Source organism: Micromonospora sp. NPDC049047 (assembly GCF_040649135.1).
In the GTDB taxonomy this organism is placed as follows: domain Bacteria; phylum Actinomycetota; class Actinomycetes; order Mycobacteriales; family Micromonosporaceae; genus Micromonospora.
Map to the genome: position 1 here is coordinate 414,070 of NZ_JBEZEY010000003.1, position 21,539 is coordinate 435,608.

Consider the following 21,539-nt stretch of genomic DNA (forward strand, 5'->3'; position numbering starts at 1 on the left):
CAGCGCCCGAGCGGGTGAAGGTCAGCCGGTGACGCGGTGCCCGGCGCGCTGGAGCGCCGCCGTGCCCTCGGTCAGCCGGACGGCCGGCACCAGCAGATAGTCGGTGTCGAAGGTGGAGAAGGTGAGCACGCTTACCCGTGCCTCGGCGAGCGGGTCGACAAGCGCGGCCAGGCTGCCGGTGCTGGCCAACCCCACCGGGGCGGTGACCCGCAGGCAGCGCCAACTGGTCTCCACCACGGCTTGCGCCGGCACCCGATCTGCTGGGCAGATCACCGAGATCCCGTCCGAGGTCCAGCTCACGGAGATCACGTCGGTGCCGCTCAGCCCACTCGACATCGCGTACGGCAGGGCGGTGCCGGCGGCCAGCCGGCACACGGCGTACTCCCCTGGCAGCACGGCGATATCGAGCATGAGGGCACCTTACGGGCTACTCCCGCGCGCCTGAGCCAGCAACGCCGTGTGCGGCTTTGTCGCAGGTCAGACCTCGGAGAAGAAGGTGAGCGAGCCGGCCACGGCACCGTCGGTGAGCACCGGGGTGGAGATCGCGTCGACAGTCGCGTCGGAGCTGTTCGCCGAGGCGGCCTGCACCCGGAGTAGTCCGCGGGCGAGCCGACCGGAGGAGAGCGCCAGCAGGGGCGGGATCTTGTCGATCTCGGCCTCGGTCAGCTCGCCCCGGTTGGCGGTGAAGTCGAGAAGGCGCAGCCCGCCGTTGAGCAGCGGACGCCCGATCAGGCCGTCCGGGTCGCCCAGGCAGAGCAGTTCGCAGCCGGCGGTGGAGATCGCCACCACCAGGGTGTCGGCGTCGATGAGCAGGCACGGCTCGTCGGCCCGGGAGACCGTCGAGGACCACTGGCCGACGTTGCCGGCCTCCGGTTCAGGCAAGGCCCGTGTCGCCGGCACGAACGCTTCTGAGAGCGAAAGTTCGACGTGGGCCACCGCGCCTCCTATGTGCACCGATCGACTGTCCACGCTAGCGGGTCGCCGACGGAATCACCGAGCGCACCGGGTCACCGAGCCGCGCAGCCTGAACCGAGGCGGTCGGTGACGGCGCGGAAACCGGTGAGGTCGAGGGGGGACCGGAGCCGCGTGGCGTCGCCGGTGACGTTACCGGCGACGGGCCGCCTTGTCAGCGGCCGTTCGGCCCTCGTCATACCACCGGTAGTCGGCCGGTGGACGGTACGTGCCGTTCAACCAGGTGCCGGGGTGCTGTGCGACCCGGGAAAGCTTTTCGGCGGTGGCCGGGCTGATCCGGCTGCCACCAGCCACGAGGAGCCGGTCCAACTCCCGGTGGGTGGCCATCAGACAGTCCTTCGGAAGGCCGTAGACGCTGATCACGCCGGAGCCGACGAAGGTCAGCACCGGCGTCACCGGGACGGGCAGCCCCACCGCGTCGGAGAGGGCCTTGCTGGCCCGCTTGGCGTCCCGGCGGGTCTCGGCCACGTACGGCGGACGCTTGCCGTTGATCTGCACGACGTCCCCGGCGACGAGCACCCGGGCCCGGCCGTGGTCGGCGATGGTCACGGCGAACAGACCGCTCGGCCCGATGGCGAGGAACCCGGCGCGGTCGTCCTGACCACGGTCGAGCACGTCGGTCACGTCGGTGCGCGGCCACTCGATGACGTGCCAGGCGGGCCCGAGGTGGTCGAGTTGCCCCAGTGCGCGCGCCCCGGCCGCCTCCAGGCGGCGCGCACCCCGTTCGGCACGACGGCGGCGAGCCCATTCGAGCGGTGTCGGACGGACCGGTTCGAGAGCCCCCGGCGACTCCACTCGGGGGTGTGGCACCGCGACGGGCGGCAGTGCCCGAGCGGACGGTACGGCTCGTCGTGCGGGAAAGACAGTCATCGCGACCTCCGGCAAAAGGTCCCTCGAAGTTATGTCCTCACTACCCTACGTTGCCACTACCGGTGTTCGGCAAGCCGGAGCGCCGGAATGACTGCGGATGAATGCCATATTCATCCACAGTTCTTTTCTCGGATGCCGCCAAACCCTGCCCTACGCTGCGGGAGTGACCCACTTCGTCGACAGTGAAGTCGGCCGGCTCGGCACCGTCCTGCTGCACCGGCCCGGCCCCGAACTGGCCCGGCTCACCCCGCGCAACAACGACTCGCTGCTGTTCGACGCGATCCCCTGGGTCGGGCGGGCCCAGGAGGAGCACGACGCGTTCGCCGCAGCCCTGCGCGACCGTGGAGTTGAGGTGCTGTACCTGGCCACCCTGCTGGCCGAGACGCTTGCCGTCGCGGACGCCCGTGCGGAGCTCACCGAGCAGGTGCTGCGCTCCCGACGGCTCGGTGACACCCTGCGGGCCCGCGTCGCCGACCATCTCTCCTACCTCGACCCGGCCGCCCTGGCCGACGTGCTCACCGCCGGGCTGGCCCACGAGGAGCTGCGGATCAGCTCGGAGCGGCCGGGCGGGCTCGTCTACACGCTGATGGACCGACACGACTTCGTCATCGACCCGCTGCCCAACCTGCTGTTCACCCGCGACTCGTCGCTGTGGATCGGCGACCGGGTCGGGGTCACCAGCCTGGCCATGCCGGCCCGACGTCGCGAGACCACGCTCACCGACGCCATCTACCGCCACCATCCACGCTTCGCCGGCACCGAGTTCGTCTACCGCCCGAACCTCGAGCACCTGGAGGGCGGCGACGTACTGCTGCTCGCCCCCGGGGTGCTGGCGGTCGGGGTGGGCGAACGGACCACGCCGGCCGGCGCGGAACGACTCGGCCGACAGGTCTTCGCCGCCGGCCTGGCGCACACCATCCTGGTGGTGCCGATCGCCCAGAAGCGCGCCACCATGCACCTCGACACTGTCTGCACGATGGTCGACGTGGACGCCGTACTGATGTATCCGAACATCGCGAGCACGCTGTCCGCGTACACGGTGATCGCCGGCGCGGACGGTGCGGACCCGCGGGTGGACGGGCCGGCGCCGTTCCTACGGGCTGCCGCCGACGCGATGGACCTCGACCTGCTGCGGGTCATCGACACCGGGCTGGACCCGGTGACCGCGGAACGCGAGCAGTGGGACGACGGCAACAACACCCTCGCCCTGGCGCCCCGGCTCTGCGTCGGCTACGAGCGCAACACCGAGACCAACGCCCAACTGGAGCGCGCCGGCATCGAGGTGATCCCGATCGCCGGCTCCGAGTTGGGCTCCGGCCGGGGCGGCCCGCGCTGCATGTCCTGCCCGATCAGCCGCGAGCCGTTGTGAGCGTGGTCGCCCGCGCCGGGACGCGACTCAGCGGAGGGTGAGCTGGCGGCCGAGCAGCCCTTGGCGGGAGCGTCGGCCGGGGGCGTCCAGCGGATCGGTGTCGGCCAGCGCCTCGGCGTACCGCTTGGCGAACTGCGCCACCGGCTCCTCCCAGTCGGCCGCCGGAGTCTCCTCCGGCAGGTCCCAGACCGGGACCAGCCGACCGTGTGCGCGGAACATGCCGGCGAACTTGGTCTGCTCGCCGAGCGTCAGCGAGCCGGCCGCACCGAGGCGGGCCAGTGCGTCCAGGGCGGCGTCCTCGTCGTCCGGCAGCACCCACCGCACGTGTGCCTTCTCCGGGACCTGACACCAGTACGCGGCCTTCGCCGCGGTCAGCCGCACGGTCGGGTAGATGGCGGCGTTCGCCCGCTCCAGCGATGCCTGCACCGTCGGATCGTCGGCGGCACCGGGGTCGAGCCAGAACTCGAACCCCTCATGCATGGTGATCTCCAGTGGGCCGTCCACGAGGATGTCCTGTAGGCGGGGCCCCGGGCCGGGCAGCGGCGGCACTGCCACCTGGCCACCAGGCTCGGTCCGCAGCGCGCAGAGCAGCGCCTCGGCAAGATCCCGGGAGACGTCCCCGGACTGCTGGTGGCGTTGAAGGCCGATGAGCACCCGACCGTCCGGCTTGGTGATCGCCGGAGCGGCCATCGGCAGCACCGTGGCGAGCGTCACCTGCCGGTCCCCGAACTCCTCGACCACTGCGGGGGTCAGCCGCAGCGGTGCCGAGGCGGCGGGCACCAATTCGCGAAGTGCGATCCATTCGACCTCGTCGACGAGCCCGTCGAACGGACGCGGCACGAAGACGTCACGCACCTTGTCGCGGCGGGGAGTGTCGGTGGCGGTGCGCTGGCTCTTTCGACGCTTACTCACGGCGTCACAGCCTAGAGGCCCGGCCGGCCGGCCGTGGGCCGGACCCGCCAGAGCCGGACTCAGGCCGCCGGCACCAGGTCGGGTCGGGGCGCCGGCGCCGGGTCGAACTCCGCCCAGACGCGCTGGCCCATGCCGTCCCGCTCGACACCCCAGCGGGTGGCCAGACCTGCCACGATGTGCAGCCCTCGCCCGTCCGCCGCGTCCGAGCTGGCCGTCCGGACCCGTGGCGTGGTGCTCGCGCCGCCGTCGGTGACGCCGAGTTGGATCTGTGGGCCCTGCGCCGAGGGCCGCAACCGCCAGGCCACCCGGACCACTCCGCCGGGCAGTGGCCTGGCATGCCGCACCGCGTTGCCCACCAGCTCCGCGAGCACCGCGATCAGATCCGCGAGGAGCGTCGGGGGTACGACGTCCGCCAGGTCACCGGCGAGCCGGCGCCGAGCCAGCCGTGCCCCGACCGGGTGGTGCGGAACCACCACGCACCACGCCTGATCCCTCGCTGCCACCGTCGCCTCCACGTCGCGTCACCTCGGTCAACCGCGCGGTAGCCGCACCTCTGCGACCGTACCGCCGCCGGTCCTTGGACGTAGGGATACCCATCCATTCTGTTGTTCAACGATCCGGCGGACGAGATAGAGGCCGAGCCCTGCCCCCGGGTAGCCGCGCCGGTCGCCGGACTCGCCCTGCCAGAACCTGTCGAACGCCCGCTCCACGTGCTCCGGTCGGATGCCGATGCCCCGGTCGCTGACCCGGAACGCGACAAGTTGACCGTCCACCGAGGCGGTGATCTCGATCGGCGACTCCGGTGGGGAGTATTTGCCGGCGTTCGTCGTCAGCTCGGTCACCACGGTGGCCAGGCTGGGCCGGTGGCCGAGCGCCTTGGGCAGGTCGACCGGGAGATGGAGCGCCAACCGGTGACGCAACTCGGTAGGCAGGTCCAGGACCGCGGCGCGCAGCGCTTCGCCGAGATCGAACGGGGTGGGCGGATCGTCACCCGGCCCGGCTTCGGCCGCCGAGCTGAGCAGCCGGTCGACCAACCGGGCCAGCTCGTTGGCGCGTTGCCCGATCACCCGGGCGGCCTGCCGTCGGTCGCCCTCGGTAAGCGAGTCCCAGTGGTCGGTGAGGGTGTCCGCGTACCCCTTGATCACGGTGACCGGGGTGCGGAGTTCGTGGCTGGTCACCGCGACGAACAGCTCCCGGTCGTGGTCGCGGCGCTGCTGGTCGGTGATGTCGCGGAAGGTGACCACCCGCAGCGTGCCGGGACCGGGCAGCTCGCCGGAGGTGATCCGCAGCCAGCGGCCGTCCGGCATCCGGTGGTCGCGGACCTGACCGGAGGGCGGCAGCGGGAACGGCAGTGGACGGCTCAGCGCCTGGTCGACAGGGCGGCCGGTGACCTGGGCGGCGGCCGGGTTCCAGAGTCGGACGTGCCCGTCCCGGTCGACGACGGCCAGTCCGTCGGCGAGGGCGGCCACCACCGGGCCGTCGCCGTGCACCGGCAGGCCGGTCTGGTCGCCGTACATGTGCGCGACACAGGATGCGAGGTAGCCGACCACCCCCTGCCGTTCGGCGTCCGGCTCGTCGTCGCCGGGATAGAGCGCGTGCAGGCTGCCGACGGTGTGGCCGCCGATCTCGGCCCGGGAGACCACCATCCAGCGCAGGTCGCTGCCGGCCAGTTCGGCGGCCAGCTTGCCGTTCAGGCGGCCCACCAGCACGTTGCGCACCCGTGGCCCGTTGAGCAGGCAGACCGTGTCCGGGTCGTCGACCGCCAGTGGACGGCCGAGGGCCCAGACCGCCGCGCCGGTCGCGGCGATCACCCGCCCACCTGTCGGACCGAACTCGACGAACGCCATCCCGGTCGCGCCGAGGGCGGGCTGGGCCATCCGGAGCAGTTGGCTGAGGACCGGAAGGCCCGCCTCACCGGAATTGATCATTTCGATGATGATGGTGTGACCGGTGAGGAGAGCGGGGAAATCGATACGCTCCGGCATGTGCCGAGTCTGCACCGCCGACCCGAATTTGGCACCCCTGCCGGTCAGCGGTCCAGCCGGGCGAGGGCGTACCCCGGCCGGTCGGTGATGATCCCGTCCGCCCCGGCCGCCAGCACCAGCTCAAGGTCGGTGGGCTCGTTCACCGTCCAGACGTACACCTGGTTGCCGGCCGTGCGGAGTGCGGGCAGCAACTGCGGACGGGCCCGGACCAGGTCGATGCCCGGCCCGGCGATCCGGGTGCCGAACGGCAGCCGGCTCAGCCGCGGCCAGCGCGGCAACACATCGAGCAACAGCACAGTGGGCAGCGTCGGGGCGAGTTCGCGCACCCGGCGGACCGCCAGCGGGTGGAACGACATGACGGTGACCTGCACCGGATCGTCCGGTGCCGGGTCGGCCAGCCCGTACCGGCGCAGCAGGCTGACGAGTCGGCGTTCCACGTTCGCGCCGTAGCGGGACGGGTGCTTCGTCTCCACGAGCAACCGGACCGGCCGCCCGGCGGCGAGCACCGCCTCCAGCAGCCGGGTCAGGGTCAGCAGCCGGGTGTGCGAGTCGTCCGGGGGCAGGTCTCCGCTCGGCGCGCTGCCCGGATGCCACGAGCCGAAGTCAAGCGCCTCCAGCTCGGCGAGGGTACGTGCACTGACCAGCCCGCGGCCGTTGCTGGTGCGGTCGAGTCGCCGGTCGTGCACGCAGACCAGGTGCCCGTCCCTGGTCAGCCGGACGTCGCACTCCAGGCCGTCGGCACCCTCGTCGAGCGCCCGCAGGTACGCGGCGAGGGTGTGCTCGGGAAGGTCGTACGAGGCGCCGCGGTGAGCGAAGACCAGTGGACCACCCATCCCGGCCGCCTCAGATGACCTGGCCGGGCTGCCCGTTCGCGTCGACCACCGGGCGGCCGACCGCAGCCCACTGGCGCATTCCGCCGTCGGCGTTACGCACCTGCTCCCAGCCGTTGTTCACCAGGTAGGCAACGACCTGGGCGGAGCGCCCCCCGGAGCGGCAGACGACCGCCACCTCCCGGTCGGTGGGCACCTCCGCGAGCCGGGCCGGCAGCTCCATCATCGGCAGGTGGTGGGCCTGGGGAGCATGGCCGGCCGCCCATTCGTCGGCCTCCCGCACATCCAGCAGGTAGGTCTCGTCGGCGATCTCGGTCACGGGCACGGTGGGAACCTGGGGTCCGAACACAGGAAGCAACACTAGATCCTCGTCGGCCGGTTCGGCACCGACCTGGCCGTCAGTACTGTCACAACCGGGTCACCCAGCGCGGGTTGGCCTGGGCCCAGGACGGCATCTGACGGCCACGAACCGCCTCGAACAGCCCGTTGCCCCCGTTGTCGAGCACCACGTACGAGACCTCGTCGATGGTCTGTGGGGACGACGGCACCTGGACGCCGCGCATCCCGTCGGGCGGCAGCGCGCGTAGCGCGAGGAGCAGGTCCTCCAGGGGTACGCCGTTGGTGTCGACTGTCAACGAGCCGCCCACCGCGCGGAGCACCTGATCCAACTTGACCGGGTTGCTGCGCAGATCGGCCCGGCCGGCGCTGTCCAGCATCGCCCGGAGCAGTTGCTGCTGGTGGTGTTGCCGGTCGTAGTCGCCCCCGGGCAGGTCGTAGCGCTGCCGGACGTAGTCCAGGGCCTGCGCTCCGTCCATCTGTTGGCAGCCGACGGGGAAAACCCGGTTGGTGTGGATGGAGCGGACCTCGGTGTCCACGCACATCTGGACCCCGCCGAGGAGGTCGATGACCTTCCGGAAGCCGGAGAAGTCGATGAGCGCGGCACCGTCGAACCGGATTCCGGTGAGCCGGTTGAGGGTGGCCGAGAGCAGTTGGGCCCCGGCCGGCCCGCCGCCGCCGTGCTCGTACGCCGCATTGATCTTGTCTTGACCGCCGCCGAAGCCGTTTCCCGGCGGGATGGCGACCAGCAGGTCACGCGGGACGGAGATCAGGTATGCCTCGTGCTGGCCGGCCGGCACGTGCACGATGAGGATGGTGTCGGAGCGTTGGTCCGGGCCGCTGCCGCCGGGGCGGCGGTCGGAGCCGACCAGGAGGTAGTTGAGCGGCCCGTCCAGGTCGGTGCGGGCGGTGCGGGCGTCGGGGTCGAGCAACTGTTCCTTGGTCACCGTGCGGTCGTACCGGTTGGTGAGCGTCTTGAGCCCGACCATGGCGAGCCCGGCCAGCAGGACGAGGACCAGGCCGAGGCCGAGCATGATCCGTGACCCGAGGGCGTGGCGTGCCCGGGTGGGCGGGGCCGCCCCGGCCCGGCCCGCCGCGTTCCGTCCCCACCTGGACGTGACCGCCTCCCCGCAGCCGATACGTGAAACCTGCTCACGTCAGGCTACGCGGGGTGACGGGATGGTCGCCGGCTTTCCGGGACTCCCGCCACCGGCCTCACTTGCGGGTGGAGATCACCTCGGGGTGGTTGAAGACGAACTCGGCGAGCTTGTCCTGCTTGACCGCCCGGAACATTTCCTTCGTCTCGTCGTTCAGCGCCTCGGTACCGTTGCTGGTGCCGTTGAAGGTGCCGTTGTTGGTCTTGAGCATGGTCAGCTCGTTCGCGGTCACCCCGCGCATGGTGAAGATGAAGTTCTCGATCGACGCGCCGCCGGTGTCCAGCACGAACGCCTTGCCGGCCGCCTTGATCAGCTGCTGGAGCTTGGCCGGGTTGGTGAGCATCCCGCCGTCGGTGGCCTTCTTGGCCATCGCCTTGATCAGCTGCTGCTGGTTCTGCTGCCTGTCGTAGTCGCCACTGGCCAGCCCGTAGCGCTGCCGGGAGTAGTCAAGTGCCGCCCAGCCCTCCATCTGCTGGCAGCCCTTCTTGTGCACCACCTGGGTCATCTTCTTGCCGGTCTTCTTGGCGTCGGCGTTCCACATCGGCTTGCCGTCGACGAACGACATGTGCTTCGACTTGACCTCTTGACTCACGCAGATCCGCACGGTGCCGAGGGTGTCGATGACGTTCTTGAAGCCGCCGAAGTTGATGATCGCCGCGCCGTCGAAGCTGACGCCGGTGAGCCCCTTGATCGTCTCGGCCATCAACTGGGCGCCGCCCTCCCAGCCGCCGCCGTTGCGGGCGCCCACCTCGAAGGCCGCATTGATCTTCGCGCTGCCACCGGACCAACCGTTCTTCGGGCGGGCCGGGATCTGCACCTCGGTGTCCCGGGGGATGGAGATCAGGTACGCCTGGTCGTGGGTGGCCGGGATGTGCAGGATGATGATGCTGTCCGAGCGGACGTTGTCGGCGGCCCAGCGCTCCCGGGCGTCCACGCCGAGCAGCAGCATGTCGATCGGGCCGTCCAGGCTGGCCCCGCCCTCGGCGTCGGACTTGCTCGCCTGACCGAGCAGGTTGCGTTGGGCGATGTCCCCGGTGGCCTGGCCGATCAGCACCTTGCCGCCGACGATGCCCACACCGCTGCTGAGCATCAGCACCGCCCCGAACACCACAGTCAGCCGGGCCCAGAGCGGGTCCTTGCGCTTGGTCCGCTTCTTCGCAGCCCCTGCGCCACCCACCCGGCCGCCGTCACCGCCGCCGGGCGGGCGGCCACCCGGCCCACCACGCGCGGGGTGTACCTGCGCCGGTATGGCCGCGGCGACGCGGCCGCTGGGGGCGGCGGACCCGGGGGAGGAGGGGCGGCGACTGGCCTGAACCGGCATGCGTGCTCCAGCTCGTGATCAGGAGGGGGCGGCACCACTGTACGTACATCAAATCGACTTGGCGAGTTCATCCCGGGTCAATCTCGACACGGACCTACCCGAATCGGATCGATCGTCGCACCTCGATGACCCGAACGGCGGGGTGAGCGTCCGCCCGGCGTACCAGCCGACCGACCGGTGCGGTCAGCCGCCGTCCTTGCCCTTCGGCGGGTTGGCCTTGACCCAGTCCGCCATGGTGTCCGCAGTCATTGCCTGGTACATGGCGAGCGCCTTCTCCCGGTCGGAGACCACCACCGACTCGCCGTTGATCGTGTCGCTGCCCGAGTTCGGGCTTGTCACAAAGGTGAGGTTCTGGCCGCGCAGGTTGCGGAACTGCAACGCCATATCGGTAACGGAGAAATCCCTGTCGACGGTTACGGCCGCGGTCACCGATTTGAGGAAGTTGTTGAGCTTGCCCGGGTTCGCCAGCGTGCCGGAGCTCGCCGCCTTGTCCATCAGCGCCCGGAGGAACTCCTGCTGGTGCCGCATCCGGGCGAAGTCCCCGTCCGGGAACTGCTTGCGCTGACGGATCCAGTCAAGCGCCTCCGCGCCGTCCATGTGGTTGGTGCCCTTGGTGAACGTCCGGTACGGCTTGTGGATCGAGGTGATGGTCCGCTCCACCTTCAGGTCCACCCCGCCGAGGGCGTCGGTGACCTCCTTGAAACCGCCGAAGTCGATAGCCATCACGTGGTCGATCCGGACGTCGGTGAAGCACTCCACTGTGCGAACCGCGAGCGGCAGGCCGCCGAACGCGAACGCAGCGTTGATCTTCGCGCGCTGTCCGGAACCGCAGTCCGCGCCGGCGCTCTCCGGGATCGGCACGTAGAGGTCGCGCGGGATGGAGACCAGGTACGCCTCCTGGTGGTCGGCCGGGATGTGCATCACGATGATCGTGTCGGCACGCCACTGGCTCTTGGCGTCGACAGGCGCGTCCGGGTCCCGCGAGTCGCTGCCGACCAGCAGGATGTTCAACGCACCATCCACCGTCTTGCCCGGCCGGCCACCGGTGATCTCCGCGAACGGGTCGGTGCGGGCCAGGTCGCCGTCGAGGTTGCGGGCGTACAGCCAGGCGCCGACGCCGCCGAGCAGCGCCAGCACCAGCACCGCGACCCCCGAGACGAGGGCGATCCGACCCCACCGGGGGCGCGGCCCACGACGCCCCGACCCACCGGGGCCACCCGGCCCGCCGGGTCCCCGTGGCCCCACCGGGCCGTCGGGCCTGGGCTGCTCCTCGTCGTACGGCGGGTAGAAGCGCGCCTCGGTCGGACGGGCACGCCCGGAGGCACCCCGGTCGGGGCCAGGGACCGACGCGCGTCCGGAGCTGCGGTGCAGGTACGGGACGCCGGCAGACGAGGTCGCAGACATGTCACTCAGGGTACGTAGCCGGAGCCACCGCCGCCTTCAGCCGACACTCAGAGACCGTGGGTGCCTATCCCAGCCGGTCCCGGAAGTACGCGATAGTGCGGCGCAGGCCATCTTCGGGCGCCACCGTCGGCTCGTAGCCGAGTAGTTCCCGGGCGAGCGTGAGATCGGGCCGGCGCATCTCCGGATCGTCCGAGCTGCGCGTGACGTAGGTCACCGACGAGGTGCTGTCGGAGAGTGACACGATCAACTCGGCGAGTTGCCGCATCGACATCTCATGCTCGGTGCCACAGTTGACCGGGCCGGTCTCGGTCGAGTCGAGCAGCAGCAGGATGCCCCGCACCAGGTCCTCGACGAAGCAGATCGACCGGGTCTGGTTGCCGGTGCCGTGCACGGTGATCGGCTCACCGCGCAGCGCCTGGGAGATGAAGGTGGGGATGGCGCGGCCGTCGTCCGGGCGCATCCGCGGGCCGTACGTGTTGAAGATCCGGACGATGGCCGCGTCGAGCCCGCGGTAGCGGTGGTACGCCATTGTCGCGGCCTCGGAGAAGCGCTTCGCCTCGTCGTAGACGCTGCGGACCCCGATCGGGTTGACGTTGCCCCAGTAGGTCTCGCGCTGCGGGTGCTCCTTCGGGTCCCCGTACGCCTCGGAGGTGGAGGCCATCAGGAACCGGGCGCCGTCGGCGACCGCGCGCTCAAGCAGGTGCAGGGTGCCCACCGAGCCGACCCGGAGGATCTCCACGGGCAGTTGGGCGAAGTCGGTGGGGCTGGCCGGCGAGGCCATGTGCAGGATCGCGTCGAACCGCTCGGCAAGCGCCGGGTCGTGGGTCGGCAGACCCTCGGAGATGTCCGCTTCGACCAGCGTGAAGGTGGGCCGGCCCAGCAGGTGGGCGACGTTCTCCTTGGAACCGGTGACGAAGTTGTCGAGCGCCACCACCGTGCAGCCACGGGCGATCAGGGCGTCGACAAGGTGCGATGGGACGAAACCAGCGCCGCCGGTGACGAGAACGCGATGACCGGGACCGAAGCGCTCAGCAACCTTCATACTGGTCAGCCTACCGAGCCCCGATTGCGGCAAGAGGCCCCCTGCCGACGCGTGGCGTCAACAGGGGGCCCGGTGCCTGGATCAGTGGGCGCCAGCCCCGGTGAGGGAGCGCACCTCCAGCTCCGCGTACTTGTCCTCGTCGTGCTCCTTGGAAATGATCGTGCCGATCCACCCGCAGAGGAAACCGAACGGGATGGAGAGGATGCCCGGGTTGGACAGCGGGAACCACTGCCAGTCGTGCTCCGGGAACATCGAGGTGGCAGCGCCGGAGACCACTGGTGAGAAGAACACCAGCAGGACTGCCGAGAGCAGACCGCCGTAGATCGCCCAGACCGCGCCGGAGGTGTTGAACCGCCGCCAGAACAGGCTGTAGAGGATCGCCGGCAGGTTGCCCGAGGCGGCGACCGCGAAGGCCAACGCCACCAGGAACGCCACGTTGAGGTTCTGCGCGAAGATCGACAGGAGGATGGAGATCGCGCCGATCACCAGGGCGGAGATCCGGGCGACCCGTACCTCCTGGCGCTCGGACGTCTCGCCCCTCTTCAGGACGTTCGCGTAGAAGTCGTGCGCCAGGCTGGACGAGGAGGCCAGGGTCAACCCGGCCACCACCGCCAGGATGGTGGCGAAGGCGACCGCCGCGATGATCGCCAGCAGAGCCGCCCCGCCCAGGTCGCCGCCGAAGAACTCCAGGCCGAGCGCCTCGGCGAGCTGCGGTGCGGCAGTGTTGCCTGCCTTGTCCTGCGCGGTGATTGCCTCACTGCCGACAAGCGCCGCCGCACCGAAGCCGAGGGCCAGGGTGAGCAGGTAGAACGTGCCGATGATGCCGATCGCCCAGAGCACGCTCTTGCGGGCGGCCTTCGCGGTCGGCACCGTGTAGAAGCGGATCAGGATGTGCGGCAGGCCGGCGGTGCCGAGCACCAGGGCGATGCCGAGCGAGAGCAGGTCCATCTTGTTGTAGAAGGTCTGCGTCGAGTTGCCGGCGACCTCGACGCCGTACCGCAGACCCGGTTCGAGGAGCTTGTCACCCTTGCCGGAGGCGGAGGCGGCAGCGCCGAGCAGTTCCGACAGGTTGAAGTGGAACTTTGCCAGCACCAGGATCGTCATCAGCAGCGCGCCGCTCATGAGCAGGAACGCCTTGACGATCTGCACGTATGTGGTGCCCTTCATGCCACCCACGGTCACGTAGATGATCATCAGAGCGCCGACCATGATGATGGTGGCGATCTTCGCGGTGGACGCGTCCATGCCCAGGAAGGTCGTGCCCGGCCGGATGCCGAGCAGCAGCGCGACGAGCGCGCCGGCACCCACCATCTGCGCGAGCAGATAGAAGATCGACACCGTGATGGTGGAGACCGCCGCCGCCGTCCGCACCGGGCGCTGGCGCATCCGGAACGCCAGCACGTCGGCCATCGTGTACCGGCCCGAGTTACGCAGCAGCTCCGCGACCAGCAGCAGGGCCACCAGCCAGGCGACCAGGAAGCCGATCGAGTAGAGGAAGCCGTCGTAACCGTAGAGCGCGATGATGCCGGCGATGCCGAGGAACGACGCGGCCGACATGTAGTCGCCGCCGATCGCCATGCCGTTCTGGAAACCGGAGAAGGAGCGGCCACCCGCGTAGAAGTCGGTCGCCGTCTTCGTCTGTCGGCTGGCCCAGATGGTGATGCCCAGGGTCACCGCCACGAAGACCAGGAACAGCGTGATCGTCAGGTTGCGGGCCGTGTGGTTGCCCGCCTCGGCCGCGAGGAGCGGATTAGCCGCGAGGACCGTCTTCATGGGTCACCTCCCCGATCTCGGCGCGGATCCGGTCGGCGACGGGGTCGATCTTCCGGTCCGCGTACCGGGAGTAGAGCCAGGCGATCACGAACGTGGAGACGAACTGGAGCAGGCCGAAGACAAGTGCGACGTTGATGTTGCTGCCGAACAGCTTCGTGCCCATGAAGTCCCGGGCGTACGCGGAGAGAATGACGTAGAGCGCGTACCACAGGAAGAACGCGACGGTCATCGGGAAGACGAAGCCGCGCAGCGCACGCCGCAGCCCGGCGAACTCGTCCGACTGTTGTACGGCGAGGTACTTGTCCGACTGGGAAGCGGCCGGAGCGGGTGTGTCCGTGGACATTTGTGGATCACCACCTTCACAGGCGTCAGGGGAGTTTTGCGCACCGTAAAGAGCGCACTCCCCGGCAGGGAAGGCTGAGATCGACGGCGGTCGGCGAGTGCGCCGAGCGGTTGGCTGGCTGCGCCAAGTGACTCAGGTCACTGCGATGATCGGTCGCCCGGGCGAGGCCTCCGTTCAGGCCGGCAGCTCGTGATAGCGACCTCGGTAGTGCAGCAGCGGAGTGGCGTCCTCGACCAGGTCGACCGCCTCGATCGTGGCCTCGACCAGCAGGCCCCAGCCGTACTCCCGGGCGGTGTCCAGCCGGCACCCCGCCCACCCGCCGGCATCCGCCGGCACCGGCCCGTAGGGCGTCTCGATCCACCCACCGGTGGCGAAGAGCCCGCCCGGGGCGGGAAAGAGGCCGGCGAACCGGTCGGCGAGCTGCCGGTGCGGCGGACCGAGCGGCGTGACGGCGAAGCGCCCGGACTCCTCGACGGCCGCCCAGAGGTCGGACTCGGCGTCGACGAGCCCGAGCAGCCGGTCCGGCTCCCCCTCGGCCACCAGGGTGGACGACACCGTCAGCCCGGCCGGGCCCGGCGCCGTCCAGAGGGTCACCGGCGCGGCGAGGCGACCACGCAGCCGGCGTACCGGCGACCGCTGCCCGCTCGGCACCGCGAACGGGTCGGTGGAATGGATCTCGGCACCCGGCTCATGATTCACGTGAAACATTGTGCCGCCCCGGCCCCGCGCCCAACCCAGGAAGCGCTCGTGCAGGTCGGCGGGTCGCCCGGTGAGCCGCGTGAGCTGAGCGCCGGCCTCCGTCATCAGGGCACCCAGGTAGACCAGCAGCCCACGCGGTCGTGCCGGTACTCGGCGAGCAGCGCCAGCCGCGCCGACTGGCACGGCCAGGGAGCCCCGCAGCCGCGACACCGCCAGAGCGGCCGCATCGGTAGGTGCGGTCGGCTCACCAGCGACCGCCGTTCGCGCGCCAGGTCTGCGCCGGGGTCAGCCAGCCGGCCCGGCCCGGTCGCGGCACGGCCACCGTCGGCCCGTCCGCCCACGCGGGCCGCCGCGTGGGCTCCGTCCTCGGCGCACTCTCCGCGCTCACCACCGGCTTGTTTCTCCGGTACGACCACCGCGCCCCGTTCCTGCCCCTGACGAATCGGAACATGGCTCATCTCCTCCCGGTCGACGAGGGCCGCCCCGGCCGGGGGATGACCGGGGCGGCCCGAACGCAGGACCCAGTCGCCGGGACGTCGCCTCCACCGGCCGGGCCGCGTGCCCTCCACCCTGGACGGGAAGGCGCGGAAAGGGGAGGATGCCAGGGCTTACTACGCAGCGCAGTCACGTACTTACCGGAGAGGTAAGGATGAACGTCGAGATGTGGGTACGGGCGTTGAAGGCCGCCCGCGCCGGTGCCGAGGTGTCCCAGGAGACGTTGGCGACACTCACCAAGTGGAGTCCATCCACCGTCGCAGCCATCGAAACCGGCCGACGCCGGCCGACAATGGAATTCGCTGTCGCCGCCGACGAGGCCCTCGCCACCGGCGGCCTCCTCGCCGAGCTGTTGCGGGCTGCCGATCGGCAGCGGCTGCCGACGTGGTTCGTTCCGTGGCGCAACCATGAGGAGCAGGCGATCAGGCTCTGCGAGTTCGAGCCGTGCCTGATTCCGGGGCTCCTGCAAACCGAGGACTATGCCCGCGCGGTCATTTCCGCTGGTGGCCTTAATCCCACCAAGGTCGTGGACGAGCTGGTCACGGTCCGGATGGAACGACAGCAGTTGTGGCAACGTGCAGAGTCGCCGCAATGCGTCTTCGTCCTGGACGAGACGGCTCTACGCCGCCCGGTCGGCGGGCCGGCGGTACTGGACGCTCAGCTCGGTCGGCTGATGGAAATCGCCGTCATGCCCAGTGTCAGTCTGCACGTCGTGCCGCTCGACGCCGGCGCTCACGTCGGACTGACCGGCGGCTTCTTGCTCGCTGAACTGCCCGACGGGGAACGGGTCACCTATGTCGAGGATGTTGCTCGTGGACACGTCATCGACGACCCGGATGTGGTCCGTCTGATTGGTCGTAAATGGGATAGCCTGCTCGGCGAAGCACTCTCCACAAGCGCCTCGCTGGATCTGGTCCGGAAGCTGAAGGTGACGCCATGACCGTTGCTCAACCCCGCTGGAGGACGTCGACCAGGTCCGGTGACACGGGCGGTGCCTGCGTCGAGGTGGCGGACAACGTGCCTGGTGTCGTCCTGGTCCGGGACAGCAAGGACCGCTCCGGCCCGGTCCTCACCTTCGCGCCAGCCGTCTGGCGCGACTTCATCGCCGACGCTGCCCAGGTCCCGGCCACCGCGCCAGTCAACGGCGCGGCGTAACCGTGGCCAGCAGTTCCGGCTGACGTCGGTCCAGCACGTCGCCGGCCAGGTACGCCCCCAGCAACGCCGTGCCCAGCCCGTACGCCACACCGAGCGGCAGAGCCAGCCAGAGCCACACGTCACCGAGGAGCGCGGCGGCCACCACCATCGGCACCGCGGCGACCGCCGAGGCGACCATGCTCAGCATGACCAGGAGCCCCTTCGTCAGGCCCGCGCCGCTGGTCATCGCGAACGGGTTGCTCGTCTCCGGCAGCGAGTAGGCCCCGAGCACGGAGACCAGGCTGTTCACCGCCAGCCCGGCACCGTAGGTGGCGACCAGGCTGCCGAAGGTGAGCCCGAGCCAACCCGGTCGACTGAGCAGCACCGCGAGCACCACCGACACGAGCGCCAGCATCGGCAGCACGTACAGCGAGAAGGCCGTCATCCGCGCCCGCAGCTCCACCCGACCGGGCACCCCGGCCACGACGTTCGCGGCGTACGCGCTGCCGTCGAAGCCGAACTGGTTGGCCAGGGTGGCCGCGGCGAGCACACCCACGAGAACCATGGAGATGGTGACCACGACCGGTGAGCTGTCGCTCGCCGCAGCCGTCAACCCACCGCTCTCCATGGCCGCGAAGTCCCCGCCAGTGACGTTTATGAACACGGGTACGAAGATGCCGACCACCGCGATCGTGATCAGGTTGGCCCGGCGGCGAGCGTCCCGCCACCAGTAACGGGCCTCCCGGGCGACCAGGGCGCCGAACCGGTCGCGACGGACCCAGCCGGCCACGCGGGGAAACAGTTGAGCGACCGCACCGCCGCTCACGCCTCGCCGAACCGGGGCCTTACCGGCGCTCGCCGCACCCACCATCGCCGACTCCAGCGACCGGGACCACCAGGCCAGCAGGGCGCCGAGCGCCACCACCGTGATCAGCAACTTGACCGGTGCCGCCCACACCCGGCCCTGGGCCACGTCGATGCCGGCGGTCCACGGGGCACCGAACGGCGTCCAACCGATCACGGTCGCCGCGCTGGACAGCCGGGACCAGTCCGCCTCCCGCAGCGCGGCGAGACCGAAGACCTGCAACGGGCCGATCAGCGCGGCGGTCACCGCCAGCAGCACGGCCGCCAGGTCGCGGACCCGGCGTGAGCGCAGCATGGTGGCGAAGGCGCTTGTCACGGCCCGGCTCGCGGCCACACAGAGCAGCAGCCCGGCGAGCACACCCACGACCGCGACCAGTCCGGCCGACCAGCCACCCAACGACCAGGAGGTCAGCACCAGCCCGAACGTCGCGATGAGCACCGCGAGCACCGGCACGCTGATCAGGGCCGCCGCGAACAGGCCGGTCACCAACGTGCGGCGGGACAGCGGCAGCAGCGCGAACCGGGCCGGGTCCAGGGTTTCGTCCACGCCGAAGAAGACGAGGGGCAGCAGCAGCCAACCGAGCACCAGCAGCCCGCCGCCCGCCGCCGCGATCAGCACCGCGTACTGGCCGTCGTCGGCCAGGCCGGGCGCGGCGAAGAGGAAGAAGCCGCTGGCGGCGAACCAGAGCCCGACCAGCGCGCCACCGATGAACAGGGCGATCCGCCAGCCCTGGCCCCGGAAGTTGTTGCCCATCACCCGCAGCTTGAGCCGCATGAAGTGGCGAGCGGAGACCGCGCGTACGGGCGCGGCGGAGGTGGCGTCCACGCTCACTGGGACAGCCACGACAGCTCCTCACCGGTCGCGGTGCGCCCGCCGACCACCTCGACGAAGATCTGTTCCAACGAGCGGCCGTCGCGGACCTCGTCGATCGTCCCGACCCGTTTGATGACGCCCTGGGCGAGGATCGCCACGTGCGAACAGAGCCGCTCGACGACCTCCATCACGTGACTGGAGAAGACGACGGTGCCGCCGCCCGCCGCGTACCGGGTGAGGATGTCCCGGATCAGCGCCGCGGAGACCGGATCGACAGCCTCGAACGGCTCGTCCAACACCAGCACCCGAGGGCCGTGCAGCAGCGCGCAGGCCAGGCCGATCTTCTTCTTCATGCCCGCCGAGTAGTCCACCACGAGCGTGCGACCAGCGTCACCGAGCGCCAGCACGTCAAGCAGCTCGGCGGCCCGCTGGTCGACCACCGCCGGGTCCATCCCCCGCAGCAACCCGTTGTACGCGAGCAACTCCGCCCCGGTCAGCCGGTCGAACAGCCGGACCCCGTCGGGCATCACGCCGAGTAGCCGCTTGGCGGTCACCGGGTCCTGCCAGACGTCGTGCCCCTGCACCCACGCCGATCCCGCGTCCGGCCGCAGCAGCCCGACCGCCATCGACAGGGTGGTGGTCTTGCCAGCGCCGTTCGGGCCGAGCAGGCCGTAGAAGGATCCGGCCGGGACGTCCAGGTCCACGCCGGCCACCGCCACCGTGCCGTCGAATCGCTTCGCCAGGCCCCGCAGCGCGAGCGCGGGATGCTCACCAGTCATGGACCGACGTTATCCGCCGACCACCAGTTCCGCCGTCCGGCGGCCGACGGACCCGCGATCATCCTGGAGGCGTAGAGTCACCTGCTCCTCCGACTTTGTCGCCCACTGCGGAGGCCGCTGCCGTCGGTAACACCGCTGCCCTGTCGCAGCTGCTCGTCGTGTCGCGACGTACCACGAGATCCATTCATAACCTGATCCGCACCGGATCCCGTCCGCACGTGTTGACCCTGTCGATCATGGACTTGTGGTGGGTGACAAAGCGCCCGTGAAAGAGCAATCCAGGCACCAGAACTCCATGATCGGCGGGGCGGGGTGGGGTGGGTCCGCGAAGGGCACCCGCAGTCACTGCATGCGCAGGGCTTCCGGGGTGTGCAGGCGGAGCATGGTGGCTGCGACGTCGGCCGGCGCCCGGCGGCGGGTCGCCATCGACACCACGACCATCACGGTGAAGGCAAGCGGCACCGTCCAGGCGGCCGGCTGGGTGGTGAGCGTGGCCGGCCAGCCGGACAGCGGCGGGCCGAGCACGGTGACCAACACCGCCCCGATGGCCGCGCCGCCGCCCACCACGACACCGGCGGCGGCACCCACGTCGGTCAGCCCCCGCCACCAGATGCCGAGCACCAGCAGCGGGCAGAAACTCGACGCGGCGACGGCGAAGGCCAGCCCGACGACCTGCGACACGTCCAGTCCGGAGACGTGCAGCGCCAGCAGCGTCGGCACCGCTCCGGCGATCACCGTCGCCAGCCGGAAACCGCGCACCGAGCCCCGGCCGAGCACATCCGTCGAGATCACCCCGGCGACGCTTGTCAGTAGCCCGGACGAGGTGGAGAGGAAGGCCGCGAACGCGCCCGCCGAAACCAGTGCGGCGAGCAGTCGACCGGCTGCCCCGTCGCCGAGGGCCGCACCCGGCAGCAACACCACCACCGCGTCGGTCTGTCCGCTGACGAGCAGTTGCGGCGTGTAGATCCGGCCGAGCACCCCGTACAGGGTGGGCAGCAGGTAGAAGAGGCCGACCAGGGCCAGCACGACAAGGGTGGTCCGGCGGGCCGCCGCGCCGTCCGGGTTGGTGTAGAAGCGGACCAGCACGTGCGGCAGGCCCATGGTGCCCAGGAACGTGGCCAGGATCAGCGAGTACGTGGCGAACAGCCCCCGGTCGTCGTTACCGGCGGCGCTGGGCAGCAGCCAGTCGCTGGCGGCGGTGGCCACCCCGGACACGTCCGGCACCGGATCGCCGGCCGCGAAGGTCAGCTCGTCGCCGGGGCGTACCTCGCGGATGTCGCCGTCGGGCAGGGTGAGGGTCGCGCGGTGCTCGACCACGACGGTGGTCGCGACCCGGAACGTCGGCCCGTCGGGTGGCGTCACCGCCGGGCGACCGTCGGCCTGCCACTGCAAGGCCAGGAAGATCACCGGTACGGCGAGCGCGGTCAGCTTGAGCCAGTACTGGAACGCCTGCACGAAGGTGATGGCCCGCATCCCACCCAGCGCCACGTTCGCGGTGACCACCGTGGCCACCAGCAGGGCACCGACCGGGTACGGGGAACCGGCCACCGTCGCCAGGGTCAGCCCGGCGCCCTGGAGTTGCGGCACCAGGTACAACCACCCGATGAAGATCACGAACGCGGTGGCCAGGATGCGCAGCCGGCGCGACCCCAGCCGCAGTTCACAGAAGTCGGGCAGGGTGAACGCGCCGGAGCGGCGCAGCGGCGCGGCCACGAAGAGCAGCAGAGCCAGGTAACCGGCGGCGAAACCGACCGGGTACCAGAGCACGTCCACGCCGTACTTGAGGACCAGGCCGGCGACGCCGAGGAAGCTCGCCGCCGACAGGTACTCACCCCCGATGGCGGCGGCGTTCCACGTCGGACTGATCGCCCGGGACGCCACCAGGAAGTCCGACGTGGTCCGGGCCAACCGCAGCCCGTAGAAGCCGATGCCGACGGTGACCAGGGTAACCGCGACGATTGCCGGGACCACGAAGTCGTTGCCCACTCAGCGCTCCGGCCGCTGCACCAGGTCGGTGAAGTCCTGCTCGTTGCGCTCGGCCAACCGCACGTACGCCCAGCCCACCCCGATCAGGAACGGGAACGAGGCCAGCCCGAGCAGCAACCACGGCAGGTTGACGCCGGCGACCGTGGTCCGGCCGAGCGACGGGGCGATGGCGAACAGCAGAGGCAGCCCACCCAACCCGATGACCACCACCAGGGACAGCCGCAACGCAAGCGCGAGTTGGGCCCGGACCAGGCCGCGGACCAGCGCCTCGCCGACCTGGGTCTGCTGGGCCAGCTCGGCGCGGGTCCGCTCGGCGCGGGTGTCCTGCCGGCTGATCTCGGCCAGCACGACCCGGGTCCGCCGGGGCGGCGGTACCGCACCGCCCGACCCCACGTCAGGGAGTTGCTTGGCCACCCCGGCAGTCTTGCCCGCCGCGCGCGATTGTCAAGCGTTC

The 21,539-nt window shown here is 70.6% G+C and carries 21 protein-coding genes and 1 pseudogene; 3 read left to right on the forward strand and 19 right to left on the reverse strand.

From position 1 onward, the window contains the following. Window positions 1-21 precede the first annotated feature (21 nt). The 3 genes from AB0B86_RS07585 to AB0B86_RS07595 form a co-directional block, all read right to left on the reverse strand. On the reverse strand, window positions 22-411 hold the full coding sequence (locus tag AB0B86_RS07585; protein WP_357410158.1) for an ACT domain-containing protein: 390 nt from the start codon (window positions 409-411) through the stop codon (window positions 22-24). 66 nt (window positions 412-477) lie between these two features. Then, a complete protein-coding gene (locus AB0B86_RS07590) occupies window positions 478-936 on the reverse strand; it encodes a hypothetical protein (RefSeq protein ID WP_357410156.1) in 459 nt (152 codons plus the stop codon). 168 nt (window positions 937-1,104) lie between these two features. Further along, complete coding sequence (locus AB0B86_RS07595; protein ID WP_357410154.1) at window positions 1,105-1,842, reverse strand: hypothetical protein; 738 nt, start codon at window positions 1,840-1,842, stop codon at window positions 1,105-1,107. Between the two features lie 163 nt (window positions 1,843-2,005). Here AB0B86_RS07595 and AB0B86_RS07600 point away from each other — a divergent pair, with 163 nt between their 5' ends. After that, window positions 2,006-3,211 (forward strand): arginine deiminase, encoded by a 1,206-nt coding sequence (locus tag AB0B86_RS07600; protein WP_357410152.1) that lies wholly within the window; start codon window positions 2,006-2,008, stop codon window positions 3,209-3,211. A 27-nt stretch (window positions 3,212-3,238) separates the two neighbouring features. Here AB0B86_RS07600 and AB0B86_RS07605 read toward each other — a convergent pair whose 3' ends face one another. The 12 genes and pseudogenes from AB0B86_RS07605 to AB0B86_RS07660 all read right to left on the reverse strand — a co-directional run bounded on the left by AB0B86_RS07605 (window position 3,239) and on the right by AB0B86_RS07660 (window position 15,240). Continuing rightward, window positions 3,239-4,123 (reverse strand): DUF5926 family protein, encoded by an 885-nt coding sequence (locus tag AB0B86_RS07605; RefSeq protein ID WP_357410150.1) that lies wholly within the window; start codon window positions 4,121-4,123, stop codon window positions 3,239-3,241. Window positions 4,124-4,182: 59 nt separating this feature from the next. Next, entirely contained in the window at window positions 4,183-4,599 is a 417-nt protein-coding gene (locus AB0B86_RS07610) for an ATP-binding protein (protein ID WP_357410195.1), read from the reverse strand. 54 nt (window positions 4,600-4,653) lie between these two features. Then, window positions 4,654-6,108, reverse strand: a complete 1,455-nt coding sequence (locus AB0B86_RS07615; RefSeq protein ID WP_357416629.1) for a PAS domain-containing sensor histidine kinase — start codon at window positions 6,106-6,108, stop codon at window positions 4,654-4,656. 44 nt (window positions 6,109-6,152) lie between these two features. Next, the gene (locus AB0B86_RS07620; RefSeq protein ID WP_357416632.1) at window positions 6,153-6,941 is read right to left on the reverse strand and encodes a glycerophosphodiester phosphodiesterase family protein; all 789 of its coding nucleotides are present in this window, start codon (window positions 6,939-6,941) and stop codon (window positions 6,153-6,155) included. Between the two features lie 10 nt (window positions 6,942-6,951). Then, window positions 6,952-7,287, reverse strand: a complete 336-nt coding sequence (locus AB0B86_RS07625) for a rhodanese-like domain-containing protein (protein ID WP_357410144.1) — start codon at window positions 7,285-7,287, stop codon at window positions 6,952-6,954. Window positions 7,288-7,345: 58 nt separating this feature from the next. Beyond that, the gene (locus AB0B86_RS07630; RefSeq protein WP_357416634.1) at window positions 7,346-8,308 is read right to left on the reverse strand and encodes an LCP family protein; all 963 of its coding nucleotides are present in this window, start codon (window positions 8,306-8,308) and stop codon (window positions 7,346-7,348) included. Between the two features lie 181 nt (window positions 8,309-8,489). Then, complete coding sequence (locus AB0B86_RS07635; RefSeq protein WP_357410140.1) at window positions 8,490-9,752, reverse strand: LCP family protein; 1,263 nt, start codon at window positions 9,750-9,752, stop codon at window positions 8,490-8,492. Window positions 9,753-9,935: 183 nt separating this feature from the next. After that, the gene (locus AB0B86_RS07640; protein WP_357410138.1) at window positions 9,936-11,156 is read right to left on the reverse strand and encodes an LCP family protein; all 1,221 of its coding nucleotides are present in this window, start codon (window positions 11,154-11,156) and stop codon (window positions 9,936-9,938) included. Between the two features lie 64 nt (window positions 11,157-11,220). After that, the gene (locus AB0B86_RS07645) at window positions 11,221-12,198 is read right to left on the reverse strand and encodes an NAD-dependent epimerase/dehydratase family protein (protein ID WP_357416637.1); all 978 of its coding nucleotides are present in this window, start codon (window positions 12,196-12,198) and stop codon (window positions 11,221-11,223) included. A gap of 81 nt (window positions 12,199-12,279) precedes the next feature. Further along, window positions 12,280-13,971: a cation acetate symporter gene (locus AB0B86_RS07650; protein WP_357410134.1), complete on the reverse strand. Its 1,692-nt coding sequence runs from the start codon at window positions 13,969-13,971 to the stop codon at window positions 12,280-12,282. After that, complete coding sequence (locus tag AB0B86_RS07655; RefSeq protein ID WP_357410132.1) at window positions 13,949-14,314, reverse strand: DUF485 domain-containing protein; 366 nt, start codon at window positions 14,312-14,314, stop codon at window positions 13,949-13,951. The genes AB0B86_RS07650 and AB0B86_RS07655 overlap by 23 nt, the downstream gene beginning before the upstream one ends. A gap of 174 nt (window positions 14,315-14,488) precedes the next feature. Beyond that, window positions 14,489-15,240 (reverse strand): annotated as a pseudogene (locus tag AB0B86_RS07660) (flavin reductase family protein). Between the two features lie 422 nt (window positions 15,241-15,662). Here AB0B86_RS07660 and AB0B86_RS07665 point away from each other — a divergent pair. Next, window positions 15,663-16,448, forward strand: coding sequence for a helix-turn-helix transcriptional regulator (locus tag AB0B86_RS07665; protein WP_357416639.1), 786 nt, complete (start codon window positions 15,663-15,665; stop codon window positions 16,446-16,448). After that, window positions 16,445-16,663 carry a DUF397 domain-containing protein gene (locus AB0B86_RS07670; RefSeq protein WP_357416641.1) on the forward strand — a complete coding sequence of 73 codons (219 nt, stop codon included), beginning with the start codon at window positions 16,445-16,447 and terminating at the stop codon, window positions 16,661-16,663. Before AB0B86_RS07665 ends, AB0B86_RS07670 begins: the two co-directional genes overlap by 4 nt. Here AB0B86_RS07670 and AB0B86_RS07675 read toward each other — a convergent pair. The 4 genes from AB0B86_RS07675 to AB0B86_RS07690 all read right to left on the reverse strand — a co-directional run bounded on the left by AB0B86_RS07675 (window position 16,647) and on the right by AB0B86_RS07690 (window position 21,499). Next, on the reverse strand, window positions 16,647-18,338 hold the full coding sequence (locus tag AB0B86_RS07675) for an ABC transporter permease (RefSeq protein ID WP_357410191.1): 1,692 nt from the start codon (window positions 18,336-18,338) through the stop codon (window positions 16,647-16,649). The two genes, AB0B86_RS07670 and AB0B86_RS07675, sit on opposite strands and share 17 nt — an antisense overlap. Next, the gene (locus AB0B86_RS07680; protein WP_357410126.1) at window positions 18,335-19,099 is read right to left on the reverse strand and encodes an ABC transporter ATP-binding protein; all 765 of its coding nucleotides are present in this window, start codon (window positions 19,097-19,099) and stop codon (window positions 18,335-18,337) included. The genes AB0B86_RS07675 and AB0B86_RS07680 overlap by 4 nt, the downstream gene beginning before the upstream one ends. 342 nt (window positions 19,100-19,441) lie before the next feature. Further along, a complete protein-coding gene (locus tag AB0B86_RS07685) occupies window positions 19,442-21,085 on the reverse strand; it encodes a cation acetate symporter (protein ID WP_357410124.1) in 1,644 nt (547 codons plus the stop codon). Then, the gene (locus tag AB0B86_RS07690) at window positions 21,086-21,499 is read right to left on the reverse strand and encodes a hypothetical protein (RefSeq protein WP_357410122.1); all 414 of its coding nucleotides are present in this window, start codon (window positions 21,497-21,499) and stop codon (window positions 21,086-21,088) included. It abuts the gene before it with no gap. Between the last annotated feature and the right edge of the window lie 40 nt (window positions 21,500-21,539).

What these genes read in the sequence shown, in the direction of transcription:
- AB0B86_RS07585 (WP_357410158.1), bottom strand. Translation starts at nt 411, where the DNA reads ATGCTCGATATCGCCGTGCTGCCAGGGGAGTACGCCGTGTGCCGGCTG.
- AB0B86_RS07595 (WP_357410154.1), bottom strand. Translation starts at nt 1,842, where the DNA reads ATGACTGTCTTTCCCGCACGACGAGCCGTACCGTCCGCTCGGGCACTG.
- AB0B86_RS07615 (WP_357416629.1), bottom strand. Translation starts at nt 6,108, where the DNA reads ATGCCGGAGCGTATCGATTTCCCCGCTCTCCTCACCGGTCACACCATC.
- AB0B86_RS07620 (WP_357416632.1), bottom strand. Translation starts at nt 6,941, where the DNA reads ATGGGTGGTCCACTGGTCTTCGCTCACCGCGGCGCCTCGTACGACCTT.
- AB0B86_RS07630 (WP_357416634.1), bottom strand. Translation starts at nt 8,308, where the DNA reads ATGCTCGGCCTCGGCCTGGTCCTCGTCCTGCTGGCCGGGCTCGCCATG.
- AB0B86_RS07635 (WP_357410140.1), bottom strand. Translation starts at nt 9,752, where the DNA reads ATGCCGGTTCAGGCCAGTCGCCGCCCCTCCTCCCCCGGGTCCGCCGCC.
- AB0B86_RS07640 (WP_357410138.1), bottom strand. Translation starts at nt 11,156, where the DNA reads ATGTCTGCGACCTCGTCTGCCGGCGTCCCGTACCTGCACCGCAGCTCC.
- AB0B86_RS07645 (WP_357416637.1), bottom strand. Translation starts at nt 12,198, where the DNA reads ATGAAGGTTGCTGAGCGCTTCGGTCCCGGTCATCGCGTTCTCGTCACC.
- AB0B86_RS07650 (WP_357410134.1), bottom strand. Translation starts at nt 13,971, where the DNA reads ATGAAGACGGTCCTCGCGGCTAATCCGCTCCTCGCGGCCGAGGCGGGC.
- AB0B86_RS07655 (WP_357410132.1), bottom strand. Translation starts at nt 14,314, where the DNA reads ATGTCCACGGACACACCCGCTCCGGCCGCTTCCCAGTCGGACAAGTAC.
- AB0B86_RS07665 (WP_357416639.1), top strand. Translation starts at nt 15,663, where the DNA reads ATGAACGTCGAGATGTGGGTACGGGCGTTGAAGGCCGCCCGCGCCGGT.
- AB0B86_RS07670 (WP_357416641.1), top strand. Translation starts at nt 16,445, where the DNA reads ATGACCGTTGCTCAACCCCGCTGGAGGACGTCGACCAGGTCCGGTGAC.
- AB0B86_RS07680 (WP_357410126.1), bottom strand. Translation starts at nt 19,099, where the DNA reads ATGACTGGTGAGCATCCCGCGCTCGCGCTGCGGGGCCTGGCGAAGCGA.